19 protein-coding genes are annotated in these 23,220 nt (G+C 40.9%); 9 read left to right on the top strand and 10 right to left on the bottom strand.

Annotated elements, in window-relative coordinates:
- Window positions 1-63: 63 nt before the first annotated feature.
- Window positions 64-1,287 carry an MFS transporter gene (locus FN815_RS10635; RefSeq protein ID WP_142454624.1) on the bottom strand — a complete coding sequence of 408 codons (1,224 nt, stop codon included), beginning with the start codon at window positions 1,285-1,287 and terminating at the stop codon, window positions 64-66.
- Window positions 1,288-1,640: 353 nt separating this feature from the next.
- Here FN815_RS10635 and FN815_RS10630 point away from each other — a divergent pair, with 353 nt between their 5' ends.
- Together FN815_RS10630 and FN815_RS10625 are read left to right on the top strand one after the other, a co-directional pair.
- Window positions 1,641-2,399 (top strand): GNAT family N-acetyltransferase, encoded by a 759-nt coding sequence (locus tag FN815_RS10630; RefSeq protein WP_142454623.1) that lies wholly within the window; start codon window positions 1,641-1,643, stop codon window positions 2,397-2,399.
- Window positions 2,400-2,430: 31 nt separating this feature from the next.
- A complete protein-coding gene (locus FN815_RS10625) occupies window positions 2,431-3,204 on the top strand; it encodes a lysophospholipid acyltransferase family protein (protein WP_142454622.1) in 774 nt (257 codons plus the stop codon).
- 161 nt (window positions 3,205-3,365) lie between these two features.
- Here the strand turns inward: FN815_RS10625 and FN815_RS10620 are convergent, their stop codons facing one another.
- Entirely contained in the window at window positions 3,366-3,926 is a 561-nt protein-coding gene (locus FN815_RS10620) for a 2'-5' RNA ligase family protein (RefSeq protein ID WP_142454621.1), read from the bottom strand.
- Between the two features lie 103 nt (window positions 3,927-4,029).
- Here FN815_RS10620 and FN815_RS10615 point away from each other — a divergent pair, with 103 nt between their 5' ends.
- Window positions 4,030-4,827, top strand: a complete 798-nt coding sequence (locus tag FN815_RS10615) for a tetratricopeptide repeat protein (RefSeq protein WP_142454620.1) — start codon at window positions 4,030-4,032, stop codon at window positions 4,825-4,827.
- A 331-nt stretch (window positions 4,828-5,158) separates the two neighbouring features.
- On the opposite strand, the gene sucC is transcribed toward FN815_RS10615, so the two are convergent.
- On the bottom strand, window positions 5,159-6,364 hold the full coding sequence (sucC, locus tag FN815_RS10610) for an ADP-forming succinate--CoA ligase subunit beta (RefSeq protein ID WP_142454619.1): 1,206 nt from the start codon (window positions 6,362-6,364) through the stop codon (window positions 5,159-5,161).
- Between the two features lie 231 nt (window positions 6,365-6,595).
- Here sucC and FN815_RS10605 point away from each other — a divergent pair, with 231 nt between their 5' ends.
- The 5 genes from FN815_RS10605 to FN815_RS10585 all read left to right on the top strand — a co-directional run bounded on the left by FN815_RS10605 (window position 6,596) and on the right by FN815_RS10585 (window position 12,477).
- On the top strand, window positions 6,596-7,717 hold the full coding sequence (locus FN815_RS10605; RefSeq protein ID WP_142454618.1) for a polysaccharide deacetylase family protein: 1,122 nt from the start codon (window positions 6,596-6,598) through the stop codon (window positions 7,715-7,717).
- A 93-nt stretch (window positions 7,718-7,810) separates the two neighbouring features.
- Window positions 7,811-8,359 (top strand): bifunctional pyr operon transcriptional regulator/uracil phosphoribosyltransferase PyrR, encoded by a 549-nt coding sequence (pyrR, locus tag FN815_RS10600; protein ID WP_246075233.1) that lies wholly within the window; start codon window positions 7,811-7,813, stop codon window positions 8,357-8,359.
- Window positions 8,352-9,302, top strand: a complete 951-nt coding sequence (locus FN815_RS10595; protein ID WP_142454617.1) for an aspartate carbamoyltransferase catalytic subunit — start codon at window positions 8,352-8,354, stop codon at window positions 9,300-9,302. The genes pyrR and FN815_RS10595 overlap by 8 nt, the downstream gene beginning before the upstream one ends.
- Before the next feature lie 21 nt (window positions 9,303-9,323).
- Window positions 9,324-11,261 (top strand): apiosidase-like domain-containing protein, encoded by a 1,938-nt coding sequence (locus FN815_RS10590; protein WP_142454616.1) that lies wholly within the window; start codon window positions 9,324-9,326, stop codon window positions 11,259-11,261.
- Between the two features lie 91 nt (window positions 11,262-11,352).
- Window positions 11,353-12,477, top strand: a complete 1,125-nt coding sequence (locus FN815_RS10585) for a glycosyltransferase family 2 protein (protein WP_185957264.1) — start codon at window positions 11,353-11,355, stop codon at window positions 12,475-12,477.
- 54 nt (window positions 12,478-12,531) lie between these two features.
- On the opposite strand, the gene FN815_RS10580 is transcribed toward FN815_RS10585, so the two are convergent.
- Window positions 12,532-13,698, bottom strand: coding sequence for a glycosyltransferase (locus FN815_RS10580; RefSeq protein WP_142454614.1), 1,167 nt, complete (start codon window positions 13,696-13,698; stop codon window positions 12,532-12,534).
- On the bottom strand, window positions 13,695-14,891 hold the full coding sequence (locus FN815_RS10575) for a glycosyltransferase family 4 protein (protein WP_185957262.1): 1,197 nt from the start codon (window positions 14,889-14,891) through the stop codon (window positions 13,695-13,697). The genes FN815_RS10580 and FN815_RS10575 overlap by 4 nt, the downstream gene beginning before the upstream one ends.
- Before the next feature lie 528 nt (window positions 14,892-15,419).
- Here FN815_RS10575 and FN815_RS10570 point away from each other — a divergent pair.
- Window positions 15,420-16,940 carry an oligosaccharide flippase family protein gene (locus FN815_RS10570; protein ID WP_142454612.1) on the top strand — a complete coding sequence of 507 codons (1,521 nt, stop codon included), beginning with the start codon at window positions 15,420-15,422 and terminating at the stop codon, window positions 16,938-16,940.
- On the opposite strand, the gene FN815_RS10565 is transcribed toward FN815_RS10570, so the two are convergent.
- Genes FN815_RS10565 through FN815_RS10545 form a run of 5 tightly spaced genes read right to left on the bottom strand, consistent with a single transcriptional unit; the run spans window position 16,927 to window position 23,083 of the window.
- Window positions 16,927-17,835: a glycosyltransferase family 2 protein gene (locus tag FN815_RS10565; RefSeq protein ID WP_142454611.1), complete on the bottom strand. Its 909-nt coding sequence runs from the start codon at window positions 17,833-17,835 to the stop codon at window positions 16,927-16,929. The two genes, FN815_RS10570 and FN815_RS10565, sit on opposite strands and share 14 nt — an antisense overlap.
- A gap of 5 nt (window positions 17,836-17,840) precedes the next feature.
- Window positions 17,841-19,238: an O-antigen ligase family protein gene (locus FN815_RS10560; protein WP_142454610.1), complete on the bottom strand. Its 1,398-nt coding sequence runs from the start codon at window positions 19,236-19,238 to the stop codon at window positions 17,841-17,843.
- Between the two features lie 2 nt (window positions 19,239-19,240).
- Window positions 19,241-20,380: a GumC domain-containing protein gene (locus tag FN815_RS10555; RefSeq protein WP_246075231.1), complete on the bottom strand. Its 1,140-nt coding sequence runs from the start codon at window positions 20,378-20,380 to the stop codon at window positions 19,241-19,243.
- Between the two features lie 21 nt (window positions 20,381-20,401).
- Window positions 20,402-22,144 carry a polysaccharide biosynthesis/export family protein gene (locus FN815_RS10550; RefSeq protein WP_185957261.1) on the bottom strand — a complete coding sequence of 581 codons (1,743 nt, stop codon included), beginning with the start codon at window positions 22,142-22,144 and terminating at the stop codon, window positions 20,402-20,404.
- Window positions 22,145-22,150: 6 nt separating this feature from the next.
- Window positions 22,151-23,083, bottom strand: a complete 933-nt coding sequence (locus tag FN815_RS10545; protein ID WP_246075230.1) for a DMT family transporter — start codon at window positions 23,081-23,083, stop codon at window positions 22,151-22,153.
- Between the last annotated feature and the right edge of the window lie 137 nt (window positions 23,084-23,220).

The raw sequence follows: 23,220 nt of genomic DNA, 5'->3' as shown, positions 1-23,220 counted from the left end.
TGATCGCAAAACTTAACATAGTACAAGCTTGTTGATTTTGCAGGAGGGCAGTCGTGATATATCTTAATCCGAAAAAACCTCGGTATCCTGCGAGGGCTCATACCACTCGGGTTTCATGAAGAAAAAGGCAGTTATCACAAATAAAGCCCCGGCAATAGCGGCGGCGTAAAAGGTGCCTTGTAGGCTCACTAACGAATATACAAGTCCCAATACATACGGACCAATAGCTTGCCCCGTACGCATGACCACCCAGTTCACGGAAAGAAAGGCAGCGCGATACTCCTTATCGGCATAGCCAGTGAGTAAATTCAGGAGACTGGGAAGATTGATGCCTTGAGCCGCCCCAAAAACAGCCACGGGAAGAATGAACCACCAAATATTATCAACCACCGGAATGTATAAGAACATGGCTAAATAAAGAATGGCAGCCACACGGATAAGAGTAACTTCAGAGAAGCGCTGTGTAAGGTTTCCTAATTGGGAGGCCGCATAAGCAGTAACAAAAGAAGAACCTGACAAGATGATGCCGATGCGGAAAGAATTCTGTCCAAATTTTTCATCCAGTAAAATGGTGAAGTAGGTGATGTATCCTCCATAAAGCATAATGAATGTGAAGAAGATACCGGCAAACAACGGCAATACTTTCTTCGACACCAGAGAGGAGGCTACATTGCTGAAGATTTCTTTAACGTTGAGACTTTGAGTAGAATTGGTTTTTTCCAGCCCAAATAGCACGAAGATTCCCACAGGGATCGCTATTAAACTTAAATAAAAAGGATAATGCCATCCCAAAATCGCTAAAGCGCCTCCGATAGCTGGATAAAATGCCGTGCCTATACTCAGCACACTGCCGTTGTAGCCCATGGCGGTAGCCCGGTCGTTGCTGGAATATAGGTCGCCAATAAGGGTGAGGTTTAGTGCACCAAGCGAGGCACTTCCTGCTCCCTGCAGGGCACGAAACAGAAGCATCTGCTCAAAAGAGGCGGCGAATGCACAGGCTGTACCCGCCACGCCAAATAAAAGTAAAGATGGAACCAGGACTACTTTGCGTCCAAACCGGTCGGCGAGTAACCCAAGCACGGGAGTAATCACAATGCCTGGAATAGTGAAGAAGGTAATGAGCAAGCCAATGCGGGTAGCAGAAACATCCAATGCATCGCTGATGGAAGGAAAGGCCGGCGCGATGGAAGAAACACCCATTACGGCTGTGAGGGTGATACCAAAGATGATGTAAAGGTTGAGGTCTTTAAGTAATCCGGCTTTCTGGTTTTGGGGAGATTGTGTCAAAATATGGAGTGAAAGAAATTTGAGTTAGATTACAAAATATGCTCGACTACCAGCAGGTTTTTTGAAGGATCAATGATAAGGATAAATCAGGGCGTGTACCACTGCGGTATAAGCTGTAAATTCTATTGAAATGATCTAAGGTTTTAGTGATATTTTCGCGATATGTTTTATAAGGGCATTACGGAAGATATTCAGGCATCCAGAACTTCTTATCTGAGATAGTGTTCTTAAAGGTGTAGCATTTATCCAAAAGTGTTACAACCGGCATAAAACGGGATTTTTTAAAAGACAAAATTTGTTGGCAGGTAGAGTACCTGGTACGGAGTTTCTAAAAGCAAAGGTGTAGTACATAATTGAAAGCTGAAAAAAAGATTTTACCTGATATATCCAATCATCGTTATTCGGTTAGTATTGCTCAAACCGATGAAGAGATTGAAGATGCATTAACACTCAGGTATGACATATTCTACAAAGAGTTAAACCGGGAATTTAATTCCAATCAATCTATAGACCGTGATGAGTACGATGATCAGTGCCATCATTTGATTGTGAAAGAGAATCAAACAGAAAGAGTTATCGGTACCTACCGGTTGCAAACCTATGAACAGGCAGCGGTAGGTAACGGTTTTTATTCCGAGAGCTTGTTTAATTTGACGGACTTGCCCCAGCATGTTTTGGAGCAAAGTTTTGAAGTGGGTCGTGCTTGTATTGAGGAAGAACACCGCAGTGGTCGTGTTTTGTTTTTACTCTGGAAAGGTTTTGCCGGGTATCTGAAAGCCTTCAACAAAAGATACTTGCTGGGTAGTCTGGGAATTCCTGCAGAGACCGCCGAAGAAGGACTGGCGATTTATCAGAATTTCCGGGAAAACGGAGATTTGGACGAAACGTATCGTGTAAGCGCTAAAGAAGTATATCGTCAAAAAGAAGGCGATAAACAGCTTGCCTCTAAAGAACACTTTGAAGCGCCACAGCTCCTGCAAAATTACCTGGATATCGGGTGCACCATCATCAGCAAGCCGGCCTATCACCCTAAGCTTAAGCTTATGTATGTGATGATATTTCTGGATGTAGAAGAAATATCCGACCGCACGCGCAGAATGTTTTTTGGGTGATTGCTGAACTAAAAAGAAGATTTATGCAGCCATGAGAAAAATCCGGGCCACTTTACGACTCATTGGGCTGCTGATTTTTACCCTTACTTCGTTTAGCATTTACGCTATCGGTTTAGTAGTGCCTAAGCTTTTTCGTTTACCCTACGAACCTTGGAGAAATCAGTTTATGCGTAGCTGGTCGCGCGGCGTGGCCATTATTTTTAATATGAAGATGACGGTAAAGGGAACGCCGCCGCAATCACCTTTCTTCCTGGTTTCCAATCATCTCAGCTACCTGGATATTGTACCATTGTTTTTGAATCTGCGTTGTACCTTCGTGGCTAAAAAAGCGGTGCGCAGCTGGCCCATGCTCGGTTTTATGGTAAATGCGGTTGGGGTGATATTTGTGGACCGTGGTCGGCGCGGCGATGTGAAGAGAGTGAACGAAGTGCTTTCCCAATCCATGAATAAATACCAGGGATTAATTGTGTTTCCGGAGGGAACGTCGTCTGGTGGCGAGGAAGTGTTGCCCTTTCATGCCTCCCTGCTGAAATATCCCGCCAGTGCTGAAATTCCGGTGCACACGGCCGCTATCTCTTATCGGACAAAAGAGGGCGATGAGCCTGCCCGCGACAGCGTCTGCTTTTTTGGCGCCCGCCATAGTTTTCCACAACACGTGTGGAAATTGGCCCAAACCCGCCGGGTGTATTGCACCATTCGTTTTGGAGAACAAACCGTGCAATCTGCAAACCGTAAAGAACTGGCAGCGAAATTGCGAGATAAGGTGCAGGATATTTTTGAGCCTACGTCGCCGGCGCTACAATAGGCGAACAGGACCAATCTTTCCGGTAAAGTGTCATCCCTGCAAAAGCAGGGATCTTATTGTATAAAAAGTGTTGGAGTTTACGGTTGGCTTTTAAACGATACCAGCGCTTTGAACCATGATTAATCAGGATTAAAGGGTTGCCAGGATTCTTTAGTTGTCTCTTACTTTCCCAGCTCAAATTCTTTCTCAACCTCCCAGCGCTCACCGTCATGTTTTAGCAGGCTTAGTTTGTCCACTTTAAAACTTTCATCAAACTCACGGTCTTTGAATTCCTTCCAAGCGCGGTGGAAGTTGGCTTTGGTTAGATCCTTAAAGGCCAATGTCATGTGCGGGTGATAGGGCCGTTCTTTATATCCATAGCTGAAGAGTTCTTCTTTTGATCGGGCCAGTTCTTCCAGCTTTTCCTGCAAGGTCATTAAAGGCTCGCTTTTATCTACATCAATAAAAATAACCCGAGGCGGGAAGGTCGCAAATCCATCCAGCGAAACTTCAAAGGGTTCATAAGCCTGCGCAAAAACTTCAAGTAGCAAATGCAGCTCTTGTGTATGGTCGGCATCGGTCCGAAAGGGACTTAACAGCGTGATATGCGGCGGAGCATTCAGGGAATGGGAGCTGTGGTAGGTATCCTTTACGTAATGCTTTAATTCCTGGATTTTGTTTTGCAGGGTTTCATCCGGTATCACCCCAACAAAAAATAATGGTTTATTGAAATTGCTACTCATGCTTGAATATGATTTATGATCATCCCAAAAGTAACAATGAAACAATAAAGCGCGTAATCTGTTTTATATAGTAACTTGCCCTGCCCAATTAACCGGATGCCATATGAAACCTTTCTATTCTGTTGTTAAAGCTTGCACGCTCTTTTTGTTTGGTGTGATGATGATCTCCAAGGGAGTCCTTGCACAAGCTCCGGCTAACAAATCCATCGAAACACAAATAACCAAAGCGGATTCACTTTTTAACGAGGCCGAGGAAGAAGAGGCGCTTGAGATATACAAAGCTGTTCTAAAAAGAGATTCCACGCATTACAAAGCGCTATGGAGAACTGCCTTGTTGTTTGCCCGGGAAGGCTATCGTCAGCCTAATAAAAAAGCCATGGAGCCGTACTACCGGGAGGCTATGAATTATGCCGAAAGGGTGCTGGAACATCACCCCGAAAAAGGATATACCCATTTTGTATATGCGGTAGCCAGCGGCAGAATATCGGATATCTCCGGTAATGAGAAGCGGATTGAGCTTTCCCACGTGGTGAAAGAGCATGCGGAAAAAGCAGTGGAGTTGCTACCCGAATATGCCCCGGCCTGGCATTTATTGGGTTTGTGGCACAGTAAAGTGGCGAACACCGGAGGAGGTAAAAAACTGGTGGCCGGATTGTTTTCAAAAGGACTCCCGGAAGGCGCAAGCAATCAAAAAGCTGAAGAGTATATTCTGAAAGCCATCAAACTGGATCCGGAGCAAAGCATCCGCTACCAGCTGGATTTAGGCCGGCATTATCAGCGAGCCGGCGAGACGGAGAAAGCAAGGCAGGCTTTACAAAAAGTGCTGGATGAAGAAGCAAAAACAAAATTCGACCGCGAAAACCAACAGCAAGCCCGCCAAATTCTGGATGATTTAGGTTAATATGGTTACATATAAAACACGTCATTGCGAAGGCTGCAGTGACCGCAGGGAGCACAGCCTGTGGCAATCTCTCGGATAATGCTCTTAAGTCACCGCTCGAATGACAGGAGTACCTTGGCTACTTTTGCCTCGCTAAAGACTTAAGAGATCTATGGAGGTCCCGGTTCTGCGATTCCGCTGCGCTACATCTTGACCGGGATGACAGGCCTATTTTCGTGTCATTCTTATCTCACTCACGTTATATATAGAAAAGTTAAAACAGGATCCATAAAAAAAGCCTGCCCCTTTCATGAGGCAGGCTTTCAAAGTAAATAAAAAGTTTGAGGCGCGATTAAGCCAGCACCTTGGATACTTCCTCGGCGGCTTCTTTCAGCAGCACAGCTGAAATCACATTCAGGTCGCTGTTGTCAATAATCTCTTTGGCCTCTTCGGCATTGGTGCCTTGCAGACGTACGATGATGGGTACACCTTCAACCTTCTCTGCAATTTCAGGATCTTTAACGGCTTCGATAACGCCGTTAGCTACACGGTCGCATCGTACAATACCGCCAAAAATATTGATCAGGATAGCTTTCACATTTTGATCTTCCAGGATAATGCGGAAGCCATTTTTCACGGTTTCAACATTAGCGCCACCGCCTACATCCAAAAAGTTTGCGGGATCACCACCGGAAAGCTTGATGATATCCATAGTGGCCATAGCGAGTCCGGCACCGTTTACCATACAACCTACGTTGCCATCCAGTTTGATGTAATTCAGGTCGTACTTTTGGGCTTCAAGTTCTGCAGGGTTTTCTTCGGATTCGTCTTTGAGTTCAGCCAGGTCCGGATGACGGTATAAGGCGTTGTCATCAAAAGTCACTTTGGCATCCAGGGCGTACACGTCGTTATCTGGTGTCACAATCAGCGGGTTGATCTCGAACATGTTGGCATCGGTTTCTTCGTAAGCTTTGTACAAGGCTTGCACAAACTTGATGCCTTTTTTGAGTGCGTCGCCTTCCAGTCCCAGTGCAAATGCAATACGTCGTGCCTGGTTGGGCTGCAGGTCCATGCCTGGCTCTACCCATTCTTTCACAATCTTCTCGGGTGTTTCTTCCGCCACCTTCTCAATTTCCACGCCACCTTCAGTGGATGCCATGATCACATTCTTGCTTACCGCGCGGTCCATCAGGATACCCAGATAAAACTCCGATTTGATATCCACTCCGTCGGTCACATACAGGCGCTGCACCAGCTGACCTTCTTCACCGGTTTGTACCGTCACCAGCACATCACCCAGCAGGTTTTCGGCAGCTTCCTTCACCTCATCGATGCTTTTACAGAGTACCACACCCTTGGCGTTATTCTTCTTGGTTCGGCCTTTACCACGTCCGCCGGCATGAATCTGGGCTTTTACCACAAATAACGTGGCGCCCTCTTCTTTTAATTTTTTAGCAGCTTCCACGGTTTCTTCCACCGTAGTGGTAGCAATTCCGGCCGGAACAGCCACGTTATATTTCTCAAGAATTTCTTTAGCTTGATACTCGTGTATTTTCATAGGAGTTTTTTTACGAATTAAAAGCAATTTTCGGGATGGCAATAATACCGAGATTGGGAGCTAAAAGAAAGGGAAGTTAGCTGGATATAGTTTCCAATGACTAAACTTTACATTTTGATTTCTAAAAATGGGTTCTTAGAATTTAATGTATTCAATCAATTCCGGTCAAGCTGCAAGAAAGTAAAAGTCATGATCTCCAAATTAAAATGAGGGACTCAGAAAAGATAAGATATGTTTAAACCCTCGGATATTTTCATTTTTCTAATAGTGATCGCTTTTACTTTTGTCAACTCATGCCATCATTCTGTAGATGAAGAACCACAGATAAAAATACTGGGTATAACTAAGTGGTATAATAATTACAAGTCTGCTCTTTCCGTTACTCACGACTCTGGTTATCCTATCTCAAACGATATAGAAAATAGCTGGCTTTATGAGCATCAAATGTTTATGGATTATGAAATAATATCAGATCGTTATGTTTCAAACCCTAAGTTAGTTGAGTATTTAAAGGAGAAGTTGATTCCTAATGGTTTTGGGTATTTTGGCCATGGACATACCCATATTAACCATGATCAGCTGAGCTATGAAGAGGCTTACAAATCATTCAGAAAAGATGCGGAGCATATAAAAGCCTTTGGCTTGAATCCTATTGCTTACGCTTATCCTGGTGGTTATGGGTTTGAAGACAGTACACAGTTTGCCTTAAAAAAGAGTGGCTACCTTTCAGGGAGATTGTTTCAAAAAGAGTTTGAAGGGAGGGGGCCATATATAATGTCTGGAGATCAAATGGCTCCTGAAAACTGGTATGCATTGCCATCTTTGCCTATGCAAGACTTCAATTTCGATCAATGTGAGAGGTGTATTAATAATCACGATGAGTTTTTAAGTTATCTTAATGAAAGTGTGGGTCTTGAATCTTGGCTAATAAGCACCTACCATTCTATAGGTTTTGATGGAAAAACAGATGGAAGACCTGAAGGATGGGGATATTACACCAGGGAAAATTTTTATAAAGATATGCTTGCTATTAAGGAATTGAGGGAAAAAGGAAAAGTCTGGCTTGCAAACATGAGTGATGTGACTATTTATACCTACTTGAGAAATCAAACAACTTATGAGCTGAAAATGGTTAATGAGAGTCAGTACAAATTGATGCTGGAGACAGAACTTCCAATAGAAAGGTTTAATCATGATTTATCATTAGAAATATCTATTGCTGAAAACTCTCTGGGGAAAACTTTAACTATAGAACAAGCTGAAAAGCAGATTACACAAAAAAAATTAACTAAAAGCAAAGTTTACATAAACCTAAGACCATCAAAAGACTATTTTTCAATATATGTTGAATGATAGTATGATTTATTTGAAGAAGTGTGATAAGTCTTGGCATTTACTCCCCACAAATACTAACTTTATCCATCAAAATTAAAAAGGTGACACCGCTTGAAGAAAGCCAAAATCATGACTGCTGAGGACTTGGACCGCACCTACCGGCGGTTTGCTCATCAATTCGTGGAGCCTTATGACGATTTCTCCCGCTTGGCTGTAGTGGGCATGCAAACAAGAGGCGTTTATATAGGCAAGCGTATCATACATGAAATCAAAGAATCTTTTGACACCGATGTCGACTTTGGGGTGCTGGATGTTACCTTTTATCGGGATGATTATCGCTCTAAGCTGAAGATGCCGGAAGTTAAAATCACGGAGATTCCTTTCGATTTGTATGAACGTGATATCGTTTTGGTAGATGATGTGCTGTACACCGGTCGTACTGTTCGTTCAGCCATGGATGCGCTGATGGCTTACGGACGTCCACGTAGTATAAAGTTTTGCTGTATGGTAGATCGAGGCCACCGGGAGCTCCCCATTTCAGCAGATTATAAAGGATTGTATTTGCCTACCTATGAAGACGAAGAAGTGCGGGTAAAAGTAAAAGAAATTGATGATGAAGACGCAGTGTACGTGGTAGAACTGGAGGGCGAGGATGAGTAAAACAGATGGGGAATATCAGTTTAATCAAAAACATCTGCTTGGGCTGGCCGACTATTCCCGTGAAGATATTTTATTTGTATTGGAACAGGCCAAGTACTTTCGGGAAATTCTGGACCGAGCCGTTCCCAAGGTCCCTACCCTGCGCGACAAGACCATTGTAAACCTTTTTTATGAGAACAGTACCCGAACCCGGCTTTCATTTGAATTAGCCCAGAAACGGATGGGAGCCGATGTAGTGAATTTCTCGGCCGGCTCATCCAGTACCAAGAAGGGCGAGTCGTTGAAGGATACCATCCGCAACATCAGTTCCATGAAAATTGACATGGTGGTAGTGCGGCACGAGAGTCCGGGTGTACCCCATTTCTTAACCAATTGCGTGGATGCAGCCATCTTGAATGCCGGTGATGGAGCACACGAGCATCCTACCCAGGCTCTGCTGGATATGTTCACCATGCAGACTATTCATGAAGATTTAAAAGGTAAAAAGATTGCCATCATCGGAGATATTGCGCACAGTCGGGTGGTTCGCTCCAATATCATCGGCTTGACTAAGCTTGGGGCAAAAGTGGTTTTATGCGGGCCTAAAACTCTCATGCCAGTTTATGTGAATGAAATGGGCGTAGAGGTTTCTTATAATTTGGAAGAGACCTTGGAGTGGTGCGATATTGCGATGGCATTGCGCATTCAGTTGGAGCGGCAAGAAAAAGGAACCGAATATTTCCCATCATTAAGAGAATATCATCAGCGATTTGGAATAAAACTTTCACACCTCGAAAAATATCCTGATTTTAAAATAATGCACCCCGGTCCTATCAACCGTGGTGTAGAAATGGAAAGTGAAGTTGCAGACAGCGACCGGGCCGTAATTCTAAGCCAGGTAACCAACGGAGTAGCCGTGAGAATGGCTGTTTTGTATTTGCTAAGCGGAGGTAAGAGAGTTTAAAATTTGAGATAAAGTGAGGTCATGAGAGAGACACTAGTACTGATATGCCTTTTCTTTTCAGCTTTTCCAGCGTACGCCCAAAATGAAGATACTGTGGCTGTTTTTGGACAGTTTGAGACCTCATTTAAGTCTGATGTTAAGTATGATAATTTTATTACTGATGTGAGGTTAAGAGTTACTTTTAGCGGACCAGAAGGTGAAAAAATAACTCAGGATGCTTTTTGGGATGGTGGGGATAATTTAAAGGTCCGGTTTGCTCCTCCAAGCAAGGGGCAGTGGGAATACAGTGCAACGTGTTCAGATGCTGATAATGCGAGTCTTCAGAATATATCCGGTCAGTTTTTGGTGGAAGAGTATACTGGAAGCAATCCCTTTCAGAATCATGGCTGGTTACGTGTTTCGGACAATAAAAGATACTTGTCTTATCAGGATGGAACACCTTTTTTCTATTTAGGTGATACGGCGTGGGAAATTGGGTGGAAGTCCACTCGGGAAGAGCTTGTGGAATACATAAAGGATAGGAAATCAAAAAAATTCTCGGCGGTACAGTTTGTACCCATGTCTCATCAGGTAATAGGACCAAATGGGGTTAAAAATCAGTATGGAGAAACCTATTATCTAGACGATGACTTCTCAATGCCTAACCCACGGTATTTTGATTACATTGATGAAATAGCGGATTCGTTAAATAAGGCGGAAATGGTGGCTGTTATCGTACCTCTTTGGGCTGGTATGAATGAATTGCATTACGACGATCGCTACAATGATTACTACTTAAGTAAGGAAGAGTCAATATATATCGCCAGATACATTGGAGCCAGGTATGCAGCGCATAATGTTATTTGGATAGTGGGCGGGGATAATTATTATGATACACCTGAGAAGATGGAGTTTTGGGAAGATTTTGCATTGAATTTGAAAGAAGCATCAGGTGACAGAAGTTTGACAACTTTGCACCCGGCTGGGTTGCGTGCTTCTTTTGATTATTTTGATAATAATACTTTATGGATGGATTTTAACATGTATCAGTCTTCACATATTGCCAGAGGAGATTATCCAATGTCGGCAGCTTTAAGAGGATATAACCTGAATCCTGTGAAACCGGTACTAAATGGGGAGACAACATATGAAGATATATATCATAATTTATGGCTCCCGGGTAATAGTGAACATCCTGAAACCTTCAGGATAAGACCCGAACACCTCAGGCAAGCCTCGTATGAAAGTATTTTGTCGGGAGGACTAGTAGGGATAACTTATGGTGCTAATGGGGTGTGGCAATGGCACAAAGAGGGGCTTTGGGCAGATTTTTTGCCAAGATATAAGGTGTTGGAAGCAATAGATCTTCCTGGTTCCAGCCAAATGAAAGTTTTGAAGAATATTATGGAGGAATACGGATGGAATAATTTATGGCCAGCCCCTGGTATAATTGGTATATCAGGGGGGCAAGACAGTATTTCTGTAGCTAGATCTTCAGAACTCATGATTTCTTACTTGCCCACAGGCACGGATTTTGTTGAATACCATCTGTCTGGCAATGAAAATTTTGGGGAAATAAGGTATATAAATGTAATAACCGGAGAAAAAATGTTAGCCGAAAAGAACTTAGAATCCTCAGTCTATAAAAGTATCCCACCAGATACGATGGATTGGGTTTTAGTAGCTAACATCAATAGTGAAGAAATAGAAAGAATGGATGATTTTAGGCTTTATCAGAATTATCCGAATCCGTTTAACCCAAATACGAATATTGAGTATTATATACCTGAAAGGAGTAAAGTTACACTAAAAGTTTATGATAGTTTAGGGAGATTGGTGCAGACATTGGTTTCAGAAGAACAAGAAGAAGGCTTACATTCAGCCGTATTTTATGGCAATGAACTTGGTTCTGGTATTTACTTCTATGAATTGAGAACAGGTTCTTCAATTCAAATAAAAAAAATGCTTTTTTTAAAATGAGTGTTGAAAGCCTTATATATGGCTGTAAAAATTTCACAAATAATTTATCCCTGTTGCCTATATTATTTGTTGTTAAATAGATTTTAGAAAATTGATTAAATTTCATTCAAAACCAGCCAAAGCTACGTTTAAGGATATCAACACGGATAACTCAGATTCAATATCATCTTCACAGCCTACAGTCACTATTGCTATACCAGTTTTTAATGAAGAGGAGCACATAGAACGTGTTGTTACCGGATTTCTCAATGCAGGTTATCCAGCTCTTGAAGAAATTCTGATTGCAGATGGTGGTAGTACAGATGCTACCCGAGAAATTGTTCAGAAACTGAGAGAAAAAGATTCGCGGGTAAAACTCATTGAAAATCCAGATAAATTCCAATCTTTTGGCTTAAATAGGATGATTGAAGCTGCAAGTGGTGAGCTTTTTCTAAGAGCCGATGGACATTGTATCTACTCAGATAATTATATACAAGAAAGTGTTAAAGCAATTCTGGATACAGGGGCCAAAAATGTAGGTGGTTCACAGAGATATATTGCAAAAACCTGGGCTCAAAGTGCAATAGCACTTGCCTCAAAAAGCATTTTTGGGACTGGTGGAGCTAAATACATGGAAGAAAACTTTGAAGGATATTCCGATACGGTGTTTCTGGGTTGTTTTCGGCTAAAAGATTTGAAAAAGTTGGGAGGCTTTTCTGAAGTTAACAGGACAAATGAGGATGCCGAAATAAACTTCAGAATATCTGAGCTGCTGGATGGTAAAGTATACATTACTCCTAAAATTAAAATCTGGTATTACCCTCGCGACAGTATTCTGAAATTATTTAAACAGTATTTGCGCTATGGCCGTGGAAGGTACCTTACAAGTAACATACATAAAGGGCGCATCCCATTTCGTAGTAAAGCTCCTTTTTTGGCAATCAGTTTTCTTATCCTTTTTACTCTTGTTGACCAGATGTTTTTAAATGGTTCACTTGGTTCTTTTTATATAATGGCTGCCAGTTTTTCCCTGTTGGTGTTCGAAGCATTTCGGGTAAGCATTGATAAACGGAAGGAATTCAAGGAAGATATCTGGAAAGGAGATTTGGATAAAATACCGGGAACTTTTTTAAACGGTGCGATGTGTACCCTGGTTTTCACAACAATGCATCTGGGGCACTTTTTGGGTTATGGATATCAGATGCTAAGGGTTAAGTTATTAGGGCTCAAGTGGTAGAATTTTATTAAGAATGGTCTTATCCGGCCGCTGTGATAACTTCTCAACCTGTTTTTAACTGTAGATCTTTTGGTTCAAAATTTGGTCCTCTAAAATATTTTTCCATTGATACTGTTCTTTTATCTGCCTCAGTCGATTCAGATATGAATTCGGATCCATATTTTTGTTTAGTATAGCATCTACAATTGCTGAAAGGTGATCTTTTTGTTCGAAGTTAAAAGTATATCCAAGGTTATTACTCTCCACTATTAAACCTCTTTCCCCATAATTACTGACAATGGGAATACAGCCATACTGTATTGCCTGAATAAGCGGACCACTGTTGCTTTGGTTTGAAGCGCTGTAAGGTAAAACAAGATAACGATTGGAAGCAAGATATTGCAGATACTTGTCTTCTTCTATAAAACCTAAGTCTATATGCAGAGACTCTTCAGGTATTCCTGATTTTTGAGTAAGTCTCAAAAGTTCCTCTTCACTATAATCAAAAGGAACACCGGCAATTGTAAGCTTAAAAGGAGTATCTACTTTGGAAAACTGTTCCAATAGATATTCAAGGTTTTTATCCTTTCTTATTATACCAAGATATAAAAAGGAATTCGGTGGAGACTTAAATTCGTTTGAAAAACTCAAGGGTGGATGGGCCCCCCAGGTGGAAGTTACAAAGCGGGTATTGTCAGAGGAATAAAAACCTTGAAGTGAACGGGTAATCCATTTCCCATTGGTTACGATTGTGAGATCAAAGTTCCTATCCAGAAATTCATAAGCTTTCTGAGCCATCTTCCGATAGCCTGTCAATAAAAGGCTGGAATTAATATTTGCCGTTAGAAAGTTAACAGAGTGTTGGGTGAGAATGATTTTTGTTTTCTGAAACGGTTCTGGATGTACCATAAGATGTGAGGCTAACGACAGGATTTCATAATCCAGAAAATGCACTGCATCAATCTTCCTTTGATTTAACAGCTCTTCAACTTCATGGAAACCAGCGTAGTTAGCCAGAATACGTTTAAATTTATTATCTGTATACGATTTAAAAGCTTGGATGCATCCCTTTTGATTCAATCCTGAGGACTCTCCACTAAGTGTGCCTATAATGCCACAGGTATTGAAGCCCTTTTTAGTTAGGTAATCCTCATACAGATGGAAAAAATCTTTAAAGTGGCCCATAAAATCATAGTATGGCTGGTACAGAATAATGGTGGAACTCTGTTGTTGACTGTTCACGAATTCGGGCTATTTATGACTTTTTGAATAAATGATTCCAATTTTTGAGATTGGGCTTTATAGCTGAAGTTTCTTTTAACGAGAGTTCTACCCTGTGTAGATAACGTCTTTTGTAAACTGCAATCATTTAGCAACTTATTAATTTTCTGTAGAAAATCTTCCGCATTGTTTGCTTTCAGGTAATGTGCATTTTCTTTTAGGCCTGGAATTCCTTCTGCCCCGGAGTTTGTTGTTATAACGGGCAAACCGCTGGCCAAGCTTTCCATTATTTTTAATTTTATTCCGGATCCTGAGAATAAGGGGGCTAACATAACTCCGCAGCGCTGTTTGAATTCTTCAAGATCTTCAACAAAACCTTTGTAGTGAAGCTGTGTATCATTATTAAAAATAGACAAAAGTGAATCCGGCATTCCTTTCCCACAAACTGTAAGAGAAACTTTAGGTTGAGCTTTTTTAAGGGGAGGCCAGACTTCTTTCAGGAACCATTCGAGCCCTTGTATATTTGGTTGCCAATTCCAGTCAGCAAACATCAGCATCTTGTAAGGGTCTCGTTCTAATCCCCGTATTTCAGGTATCTCGATGGATGGATATATAGCAGCTGATTTTTTTTTAGGCACCAAAGCGGAAAGGAGTTGACGGTCATATTCAGATATGGCCGTGAATGCGTCAACTTTCTGAAGAGCTTCGGCTTCAAATTTCTTCATCATCGTAGCCTGGTGATATAATAGGACTTTTTTAACTGGATTTGCTTCGCGTTTTGCATTGCGTTTTAATAGAAGGTATTCCACATTTGATTCCCTGAGGATGATTTTTTTTTCGGGGAATTTGTTTCTAAGCAATTCTATAAACCAAGCCGTGTGAATGCCTTCCAATAAAATTACATCCAAGTTTTCAAGATTCGATTTATCCAGAATTTCTGACATGACCGAACGATCCATCCGGTGTACAATTTGTACTGGTTTGCCACTAATAAGGGACTTTATAAAAGCTGCAAGCCCGTAACTCTTGAAATTAATGTCAAGATGATTAACGGATGCGTAGGTTTCCAGTTGGTCGGGGGCTTGTGTATGTAGGTTAGAATTAAAAGATGCCAGTTCTATGTAATGACCTCGTTGATGAAGCCCTTTTATAGTATTGTAAACATACAGAGCCCCACCGTCCTGAGGAGGGGCGGGGATGCGTGGTGAAATCATGAGTATAGTCATATCCAATGATAAAGAATATTCCCGAGAGTAGATGAAAGTGTATTCCAAAACTTAAAAAAGAATCTACATCGTGTCAGTCGACATATCAATAATTACTTAACTTGGGTGTTTTGAAAACCAAAGGACTTCTAAATACTGAAAAGAAAGATGAGCAGGAAGTCGTGGAGGCTTTGAATCACCTGTAGATCCAGATTATAAAAACTAAACTCCCTTTTTGAGGGATAATTCTGTTTGCAGGTGTTTTCGTCATTCAGCAGAAAGAAGACATTTTTTGGGGTATAACTTGATAAGCATGACTTAGTAATATGAGCTTTTGTAAAGCAGATAAGATTATTTCTGAAATAAAAAGCTACGAGTACTATCTATGGGAAATAGAAGAAATAATACAAAACCCAGATTTATATAAATGTCTTTCCCAAAATGCTTTACATTATTAATGATATAAACTGAATTGAAACCGCTGGAGTAATTGAAAAGATGATATTATCTGCCGGGTATTGGACTGCTAAACCATAAATGGAAGACAAAGAAAAACTACGCTATAAAAACCTGACTAGTAATGCCACATTAGCCAGAAATACAGTTATTGACATCGGCTCTAAGATAGTTCCTCTACTGGTTGGCTTGTATTCCATTCCTATATTAATTGAGGTTTTGACAGAGCAAGGCTTTGGAATACTGGCTTTGGTGTGGCTTATTATTAGTTATTTTTCCGTTTTTGATATGGGGCTTGGCCCGGCTGTAACAAAACGTTTGTCTGAGAAGATTGGGGAGGAGAAATACGAGGATATTGGCAAGACAGCATGGACCGGAATTATTTCCTCTGTATTTTTAGGCTTAGCTGCGGCTGTTATTTTATATCTCTTCAGTGATATTCTTGTCATTTCATTATTTAAAGTATCTGAAGATTTCCAGACGCAAGCTATAGTGGCGTTTCAGTATACGGCCTATGCACTACCCTTTATTACCAGCTCATCCTGTTTTAAATCAATACTCAATACCCTGCAACGGTTCGATATAACCAGCACGTTACAAAGTATAAACTCCTTTTTTAATTATTTGCTGCCTTTGCTGGTAGTGAGCTATATAGCCAATGATTTGAGCTATGTAGTAATGGCTTTACTGGGCCTTAAAGTGATTCTTTTCTTTGTATACTTATTTTTTAGTCTTCGTATCGAAAAAGAATTAGTAAGAGGTATTAAGTATGATTTTCAAGAATTTAAAGACTTACTTCATTTTGGTAAATGGATAACACTTTCTAATGCAATAGGTCCTTTTATGGACCAGATGGATCGTTACTTCATTGCTTCATTTATTTCTATGTCCGCAGTAACTTTCTATACTACTCCAATGGATATTCTTTCAAAGGTTCTCATCTTGCCGATGTCTTTTGTATCTGTACTATTTCCGGCTTTTTCCTCTCTGGCTACTTCCAATTCAACCACTAAAGATCGCTTGCTGCTTCAAAGCCTTAGTCTGGTAATGATAAGTTTGTTTCCTGCATTGTTAATGATATCCTTTTTTGCAGAAGAAGGGCTGACGCTATGGTTAGGAAACGCCAGTTCCGATTTCATTACCCAAAGCGCAACTGTAGCTCATGTATTCTGCATTACTTTTTTTATCAGAGGGATCGCCTATATTCCTTCCATTTATCTGCAAGGTATCAATCGACCTGACCTTACCGCCAAATTCCATATGGCAGAAATAATCATAGGTGCTGCAATCTTTTATTTTGCAGGGCAGTCTGGTGAGATTCTTTATGTAGCTTATGCTGGATTAGGCGTTACGGTTCTTGACTTCTTGCTTCTGATATATGCTACCCTAAAGTTGCAGTCCCACTTTCAAAAAGAGCTTTTTAGAAAAGTAGCTTTAATATTGCCATTAGCTTTGATTTTGCTAATTCCAATGTTGTCACTTAGTCTATTGTATGAAATGCTTTTGTTGGGAATACTACTTTTACTCTTTGCCATAGTAAGCTGGAAATGGCTGTTAGATGAGTATATGATCAGTAAAATAAGGTCTGTTATTGGTAACTAAACAGGTACCATTTAAGCAATGCATAATATTGCTGTATTTTGTTTTTTTTAAAGATTAGCAAAGCAACCAAAAGCCGTTGTATATAGCCTATTATATGAGCACTTCGGTTCCATTTGATACCACTCGGATAATGTTTTTTGAGGAATTTTTTTTTGGACTGGTGCTTTACTATTTCCATAGGTACAAAATAGCGACTGGTAGTGCTGCCTTTAGCATGATACAGTTCTGCTTTAGCACAAAAATAGACTTTTCCTCCGGATTTTCGGGTTCTCAAGCATAGGTCATTTTCTTCATAATACATGAAGAAATTTTCATCCATACCACCGAGGGATTTGTAGATTTCTTTTTCCACAAATAAAGCGTGGCCATTTACAATAGGCACAGACATACTCTGCTTAACCTTGAAATGATCCTTCTTTTTTTCTGCAGGGATCAGAGGTTTTAAGAGTGGAAAGGCTAATGCCAGTAATGAGACCGAATTAAAATCATGCTTAATGGTTGCACTCTGGGTTCCTTTATCAGGGTTTAAAGTCTTTGGGCCTATTATCCAGGCATCCGGGTGGGCAAGCTGAAATTCAAGCAAATGATCAATAACATTGTTTTTAAAAGAGGTATCCGGGTTTAGAAAAAAAAGGAAAGAACCGCGAGCCTTTGAAGCCCCGAAATTGCAAGCTTTGGCAAAGCCTGTATTCTCATTTTGTTCAAAAATGCGAATTTGGTGGTGTTTGCTTTCGAGTGAGGAAAGGTTTTTTTGTGTGATGGTAGAGTTTGATACAATCAGAATCTCAAAGTTGGAATGTATGCTTTGCTCCACAATAGATGCAATAGAAGCTTTTATGTCATCTTCTGAAAAATAGTTTACGAAGATAATCGAAACCTTGGGGTTTGTTGACATAGCTACTAACCTCCGTCAGATTCTGATTGGATCTGAGAATACTGTGTGCTGCAAAAACAGCCCATTATCACAGTGATAAGCATACTATCATAAGCAAGAATCTGAGGGCTGGTTATGTTAACCAGAAGCATGCCTATAGTAACACTAAAAATAGTAAGGGCCGACACCCTGTGCATTTGGTGTTTGGATGTTGAATATATGACATAAGCATAACGGATAATGTAAAACCACACAGACAGGATGATTCCAAGACCGAAAATTCCAAATTTATACCATCCAGCTAAATATCCATTATGAACATAACTGGTTTGGAAAAAAAAGTCTTGGAAAATATTGTTTTTGGTATAAGTGGTTGCCCATCCGTGGCCAACAATAGGATTGTCTGATATTTTTTCAAAAACACTTTGGGATTCAAGCACCCTTTCTCTTAATGAGAGGTCAAGCTTACCTGAAAATGTGGAGCCGATTGAACTAACCCGGTCGATCAGGGCCTGACTTATAAAATCATATAAATCTCCGAAAAAGATTTTGGCAATAAGTATAGATATAGCGGAAAGCACTAAAAAGCTTATCAGTAGCCTGAGCTTTCCTTTATTATTCAAATAAATGAAAATCACTACAGCAGCTAAAAAGAAAGCCAGCCAATAGCCCCTGCTTTGCGTTAATATAAGTCCGCCTACAAAAGCAATGAAAGTGCCTGTGTATATAAGCTGCAGCCAGCGGGATTTGGTGGTTGCTGTTGCTGCGAGAAAGAAGCTGGCACCAAGTACGATAAACAGTTCATTAGCTGCAGAACGTGCCAATTCAAGTTCCCAAGGTGCCACAGCCTGTATGAGTAAGGCTTGATAGTTCAAAGCATTTCGGATTAAAATATAAGTGAGAATTAATCCTACTATAAAGAAGACCTTTTTCTGGAAACCTTCATCATGCATATATTTTCTAAGAATGAAATAGATGAAGAGGCCAAAAAAATAGGTTACTTCTCCAACCACTTTAAATGGGGCCGCACCATGGAGAATGCCTAGTGAAATACCATAGGGAATGAGTAGCAGATACAATAAGAAGAGATAGTCAAGGGTAGTTTTAAGCTTTAGGTTACCCCTTACAATATCAAAACATAAGTAAGCAGCAGCAATTATATTGAGGGCATAAAAGGGAAGTTCCAAAGGTTGTATGCCCGGTTCATTCTCAAGGAACAAAATACTGCCAAGTAAATAGAGTAATGGGAACCAAGAAGGATTGATAATAAGCAAATAGCCGAGGAATACTACCCCGGTAACGCCAGGGATGATATAGAGTATATAATCTCCCGATAATGCAGACAGCCCGATAAAGCTGGCCGAGACAAGTGTGACCAGGATCAGCCACTCATTAAGTTCATATCGGATTCGCTCTGCAATCAAACCTATTTGTTTTGAAGATATTCTATGTAGTCCTGATTTTTAATCCAAGAAAACTTCATTATGAAATATAATAACACTAAGAAGAAAGCAGATATCCCGGAAATAATAACAATGATAGACCTCGAAGGATAGCTTTTTTTCTCTGCTACATGTGGTTCATCTACAACACTGACGATCGGAAGGGATTTAGCCTCCTCCATTTTTGCCTGTTCGTAGATAGGCAGCAAAAATTTCTGAATTTCGGTCTGAATTTCCCGGCTTAACTCAAGTTCATAATAACGGGCTCCAAGCTCTGACAAATTATCGAAATTGAGTATCAGGTTTTGGCTGCTGGTATCTGAATATACTTCATCAAGTTTTTCCCGGATTGTTTCTAATTGAAAACGGGCATTCTGATAAGTGTTACTCTGTTGTTGAACGGTTTTATCCAACAAATTTAATTTAATTTCAGCTTCAAGTTGTTTTACAGTAAGTCCACTGATTAAAGAAAAGTATTCCGAAACCTGATCCGGTAGTTGAAAAACCCCGTTTTCTTGCTGGAAATCAATAATTTCTGTTTTAAGGCTATCGATATCCTGAAGAGACTTATTATATCTTTTCTCAATAAACTGCCGGTATTGGCGGGCGTCTTTAGATACTATTTCGGTATTTAGTTCATTAAGTATATCAACATAATATTCCGCCATTTCTTTGGCTTGCTCAGGACTTTCATCCTGTACGCTGATGATGAAATTACCTTCCTCCATACTTTCAAATGTAGTCCTTTCTGCAAGTATATCTATGGCGTCCTTAACAAGCTCCACATCGTATTGTTGCATTAGATCAAACCGGTCAATGACTTTTTTACTGGTAGAATAGCTACTAAGAAGAATGATGTACCGGTTAGATTCTTCGGATTCACCTCCTAAAACAGAACTGGCCAGAGACTGCAGACCGCCCTCTTCAGAGAATAAGTCAAAGCCAAGAGAAGGGCGCTGACTTGGAAGTAAATTAGCAGTTGAAGTAAACCGGTTGGGGATGAAAAGAGTGTATATTGCTATAACAACAGCAATAGCGAATGGTATACCAAAAAGTTTAATTTTATTGGCATACAGATAACGAAATGTATCAGCCCAATCAGGCGTATTAAAAGTTGGTTTCATCAGTTGTTAAAATTTTCTGGCTTAATTTCTCTGTATGGCTAGGTAGGTGGTTATTATACCAGTTATGGTAGATAAACCAGTCATAATAAGCTGAATACGGGTGTTTTTGATCTGTTGTCTTTGAACTTCATAAGTCCGCTGAGCATTCAATTCATCATAAGGAACCCTGTCAATGAAGATACGGTCGCCAGATGCCAATTCCGTTTCATCCGGACGATACCATGTTCCACTGCCTGCTTTAATGATAAAAATTCTATCTTTGTTTGCAGATAAAGCGAATCCGCCGGCACGTTGAATATAATCCATCGGGTCTTGCTCTATGCCGGTAAAGGGATAATAACCGGGATTGTTGACTTGGCCAAAAACAAATATTGTGGCCTCGTCGCGGGGCACGTATAGTCGATCACCATCGTAAATTTTAACCTTAGACAACTGCTCTTCATCTGTTAAGTCAATATGAACTTTATTTTGGCTTAAGCGGGTCTCCAGGTCCAGGTACTCAAACCCTTGCGCCAGTTGATCGGAAGTTCTTTTCAGTATATCAGTATTAAACTGGTTGGGAATCTCATTTTCGATGGAACCCCTGCTTAAATATGCTGCCGAAGGCAACGCTCTGTCCGTTAGATCACCTGAAATTTGTATTAATTGCAAAGCAGAGGTTTCTCCATTTCTGATGGGATAATTTCCGGGATTTGATACCTCCCCATGTACCCAGGCGGATGCTGAGTTATTATTAGATTTATTGGTTGGAACTATCAGACGATCATTGGGCATTAATTCAAATTCTGGCCATTCACTTCTTGGTACTTCTATTTTGTTAGTGCTGCCGTTTTGATATCTGAATACAAAAACTTTGGATGTATCTGCGTCAGGCCTGAACCCACCTGTCATTTCGAGTAATAAAGCGGGGGTGTCAGAGTCAGTATACTCCAATTCATATGCATTCATTACTGCTCCCGAAACACCAATACGTGGGGTGTCGCGGGTAACGTTATTTACGATAATCCGATCACCATTTTGCACCACGGGGTTTGCGGAAAGCTTTCCGGCTTTGAAATAAGCATAGAGGTCGGCTTGGGAGGTACTGCCATCCGAATGAATGATCCTGATATTACGCAAAGAAAGGTTGTCTGCCTCTAAAAGCCGCACGGTGTTAGTAATGGGCCGAAGAGCTATAACATTATCTGATTCGGTTGAAGAGCCGGCCTCTTGAATATCATAAACACCGCTAAAAACAGCAGCATCAACCCTTGAGAAGGGGGCTATGATATGTTTTCCGGGTTGAGGTACTGCGCCATTTACATGTACTTTTAAGGCTTTTGCTTTTTCAAGTGTTACAGTAGCTGTGGGGTCTTTAAAAACATCTTTTGCGGCGTCACTTATTGTTTTTTGAGCCTCTGCAATCGTTTGATTATCAACATGTATAGAGCCAAGCATCGGTAATACAATATCACCCTGTGGATTAACTAACAAAGCCCTTAATACTACGGTCTGGTTTCCTTGGATAGTTACCGTAATAAGGTCATCGGGACCTAACGTGTAGCTGTTGATGTTAATCTCTTCGGAAAATGATAATGGGTTAGCCCCCAAAAATGGGCTTAATGCATCTTGATAGTATTGAATATCAATTGCCGGGCCAAAGTCAAGATCATAATTGGTAGGAGTTTGCCGGCTTCCTCCATCGTCCTGTGCGGATACTTGAAAAGGGGTACACAAAAAAGCAATTACTAACAAAAATGGAAATAATGCCTTATAACTATTCATTCTCATTCACTTAAAATTAACTTTGAGTTCGCGGGCCGTTTTTTTGCGGGCTAATATGATGCCGGCTATCACTAAAGAAGCCCCAATATATTGAAGTGTGGCAAGTTCTTCACCTAATAATATCACTCCAAACAAAAGACCGAGCACCGGCACCAGGTTTTGGTAGGCGGCGGTGCGTACGGCGCCTATCTTTTTTACGCCGTTGTTCCACATGATGTAGGCTAAACCTACCGAAAGTGCTCCACTATAGAAAATGCCTCCATAGCCAAGCAGCGAAACGCCGGACCAATCCAGTTGTACTAAAAATGGCAGGCCTACTGCTAGCAAACCCGCCAGCCCAATAACCGACATAAAAGCCGAATATTGCAAAGGGCTGTATACTTTTAAATACCGGCGGGATAATATCGTATATATCGCCCAGCATAAAGCGGCCACCAAGGTAATGATATTTCCAAGGAATGTTTCAGATTCAAAAGATAATTTATCGCTGCTGCCAAGGATAATGAGCGTGACCCCGGCAAAGGCAAAAAGTACACCCAGACCTTTATACAGGGTAAGCTTCTCGTCGGTGAAAAACTGCGAGAGCAAAGCCACCCAGATGGGGATGGTGCCAAGCATTACGGCTGCGTTAGCCGCATAAGTGTAGTTGATCCCGATAATAAAGAGCAGCTGGTAGAACATGTTGCCGACAATACCAATCCCTACCAGTTGCCAGAAGTGTTCTTTCTTTATGCGAAGAGAATATCCCTTCCTTCGAGCAGCGTACCATAATAACGAAGAAGAAAATATAAACCGAAGGGCATTGAAGCTATACGGATCCATTTCTTCCAGTGAAACTTTGACGACACTGAAGTTTAACGCCCAGATGATGGCTACCAGAATAAGGCTTAAGTCAATTAAATATTTTCGTAGCAATGGGGTGATTTTAAGTGAGGCCAAAGGTAAGGGGAATTCCCGTTTAAACCGAATTTGAGGTTCATGGTACTAGGTGCAAGTTGCAAGTAAAATGGGATACATAAAGAGCTGCAGCCCGTAGTTTCGAGTCTTGAACCTTGTGACTTGCACCTTAAACCTCA

Origin of the sequence: Gracilimonas mengyeensis, from assembly GCF_900182705.1 — a bacterium.
In the GTDB taxonomy this organism is placed as follows: Bacteria; Bacteroidota; Rhodothermia; order Balneolales; family Balneolaceae; genus Gracilimonas; species Gracilimonas mengyeensis.
This window is presented reverse-complemented; position numbering and strand designations above follow the sequence as displayed.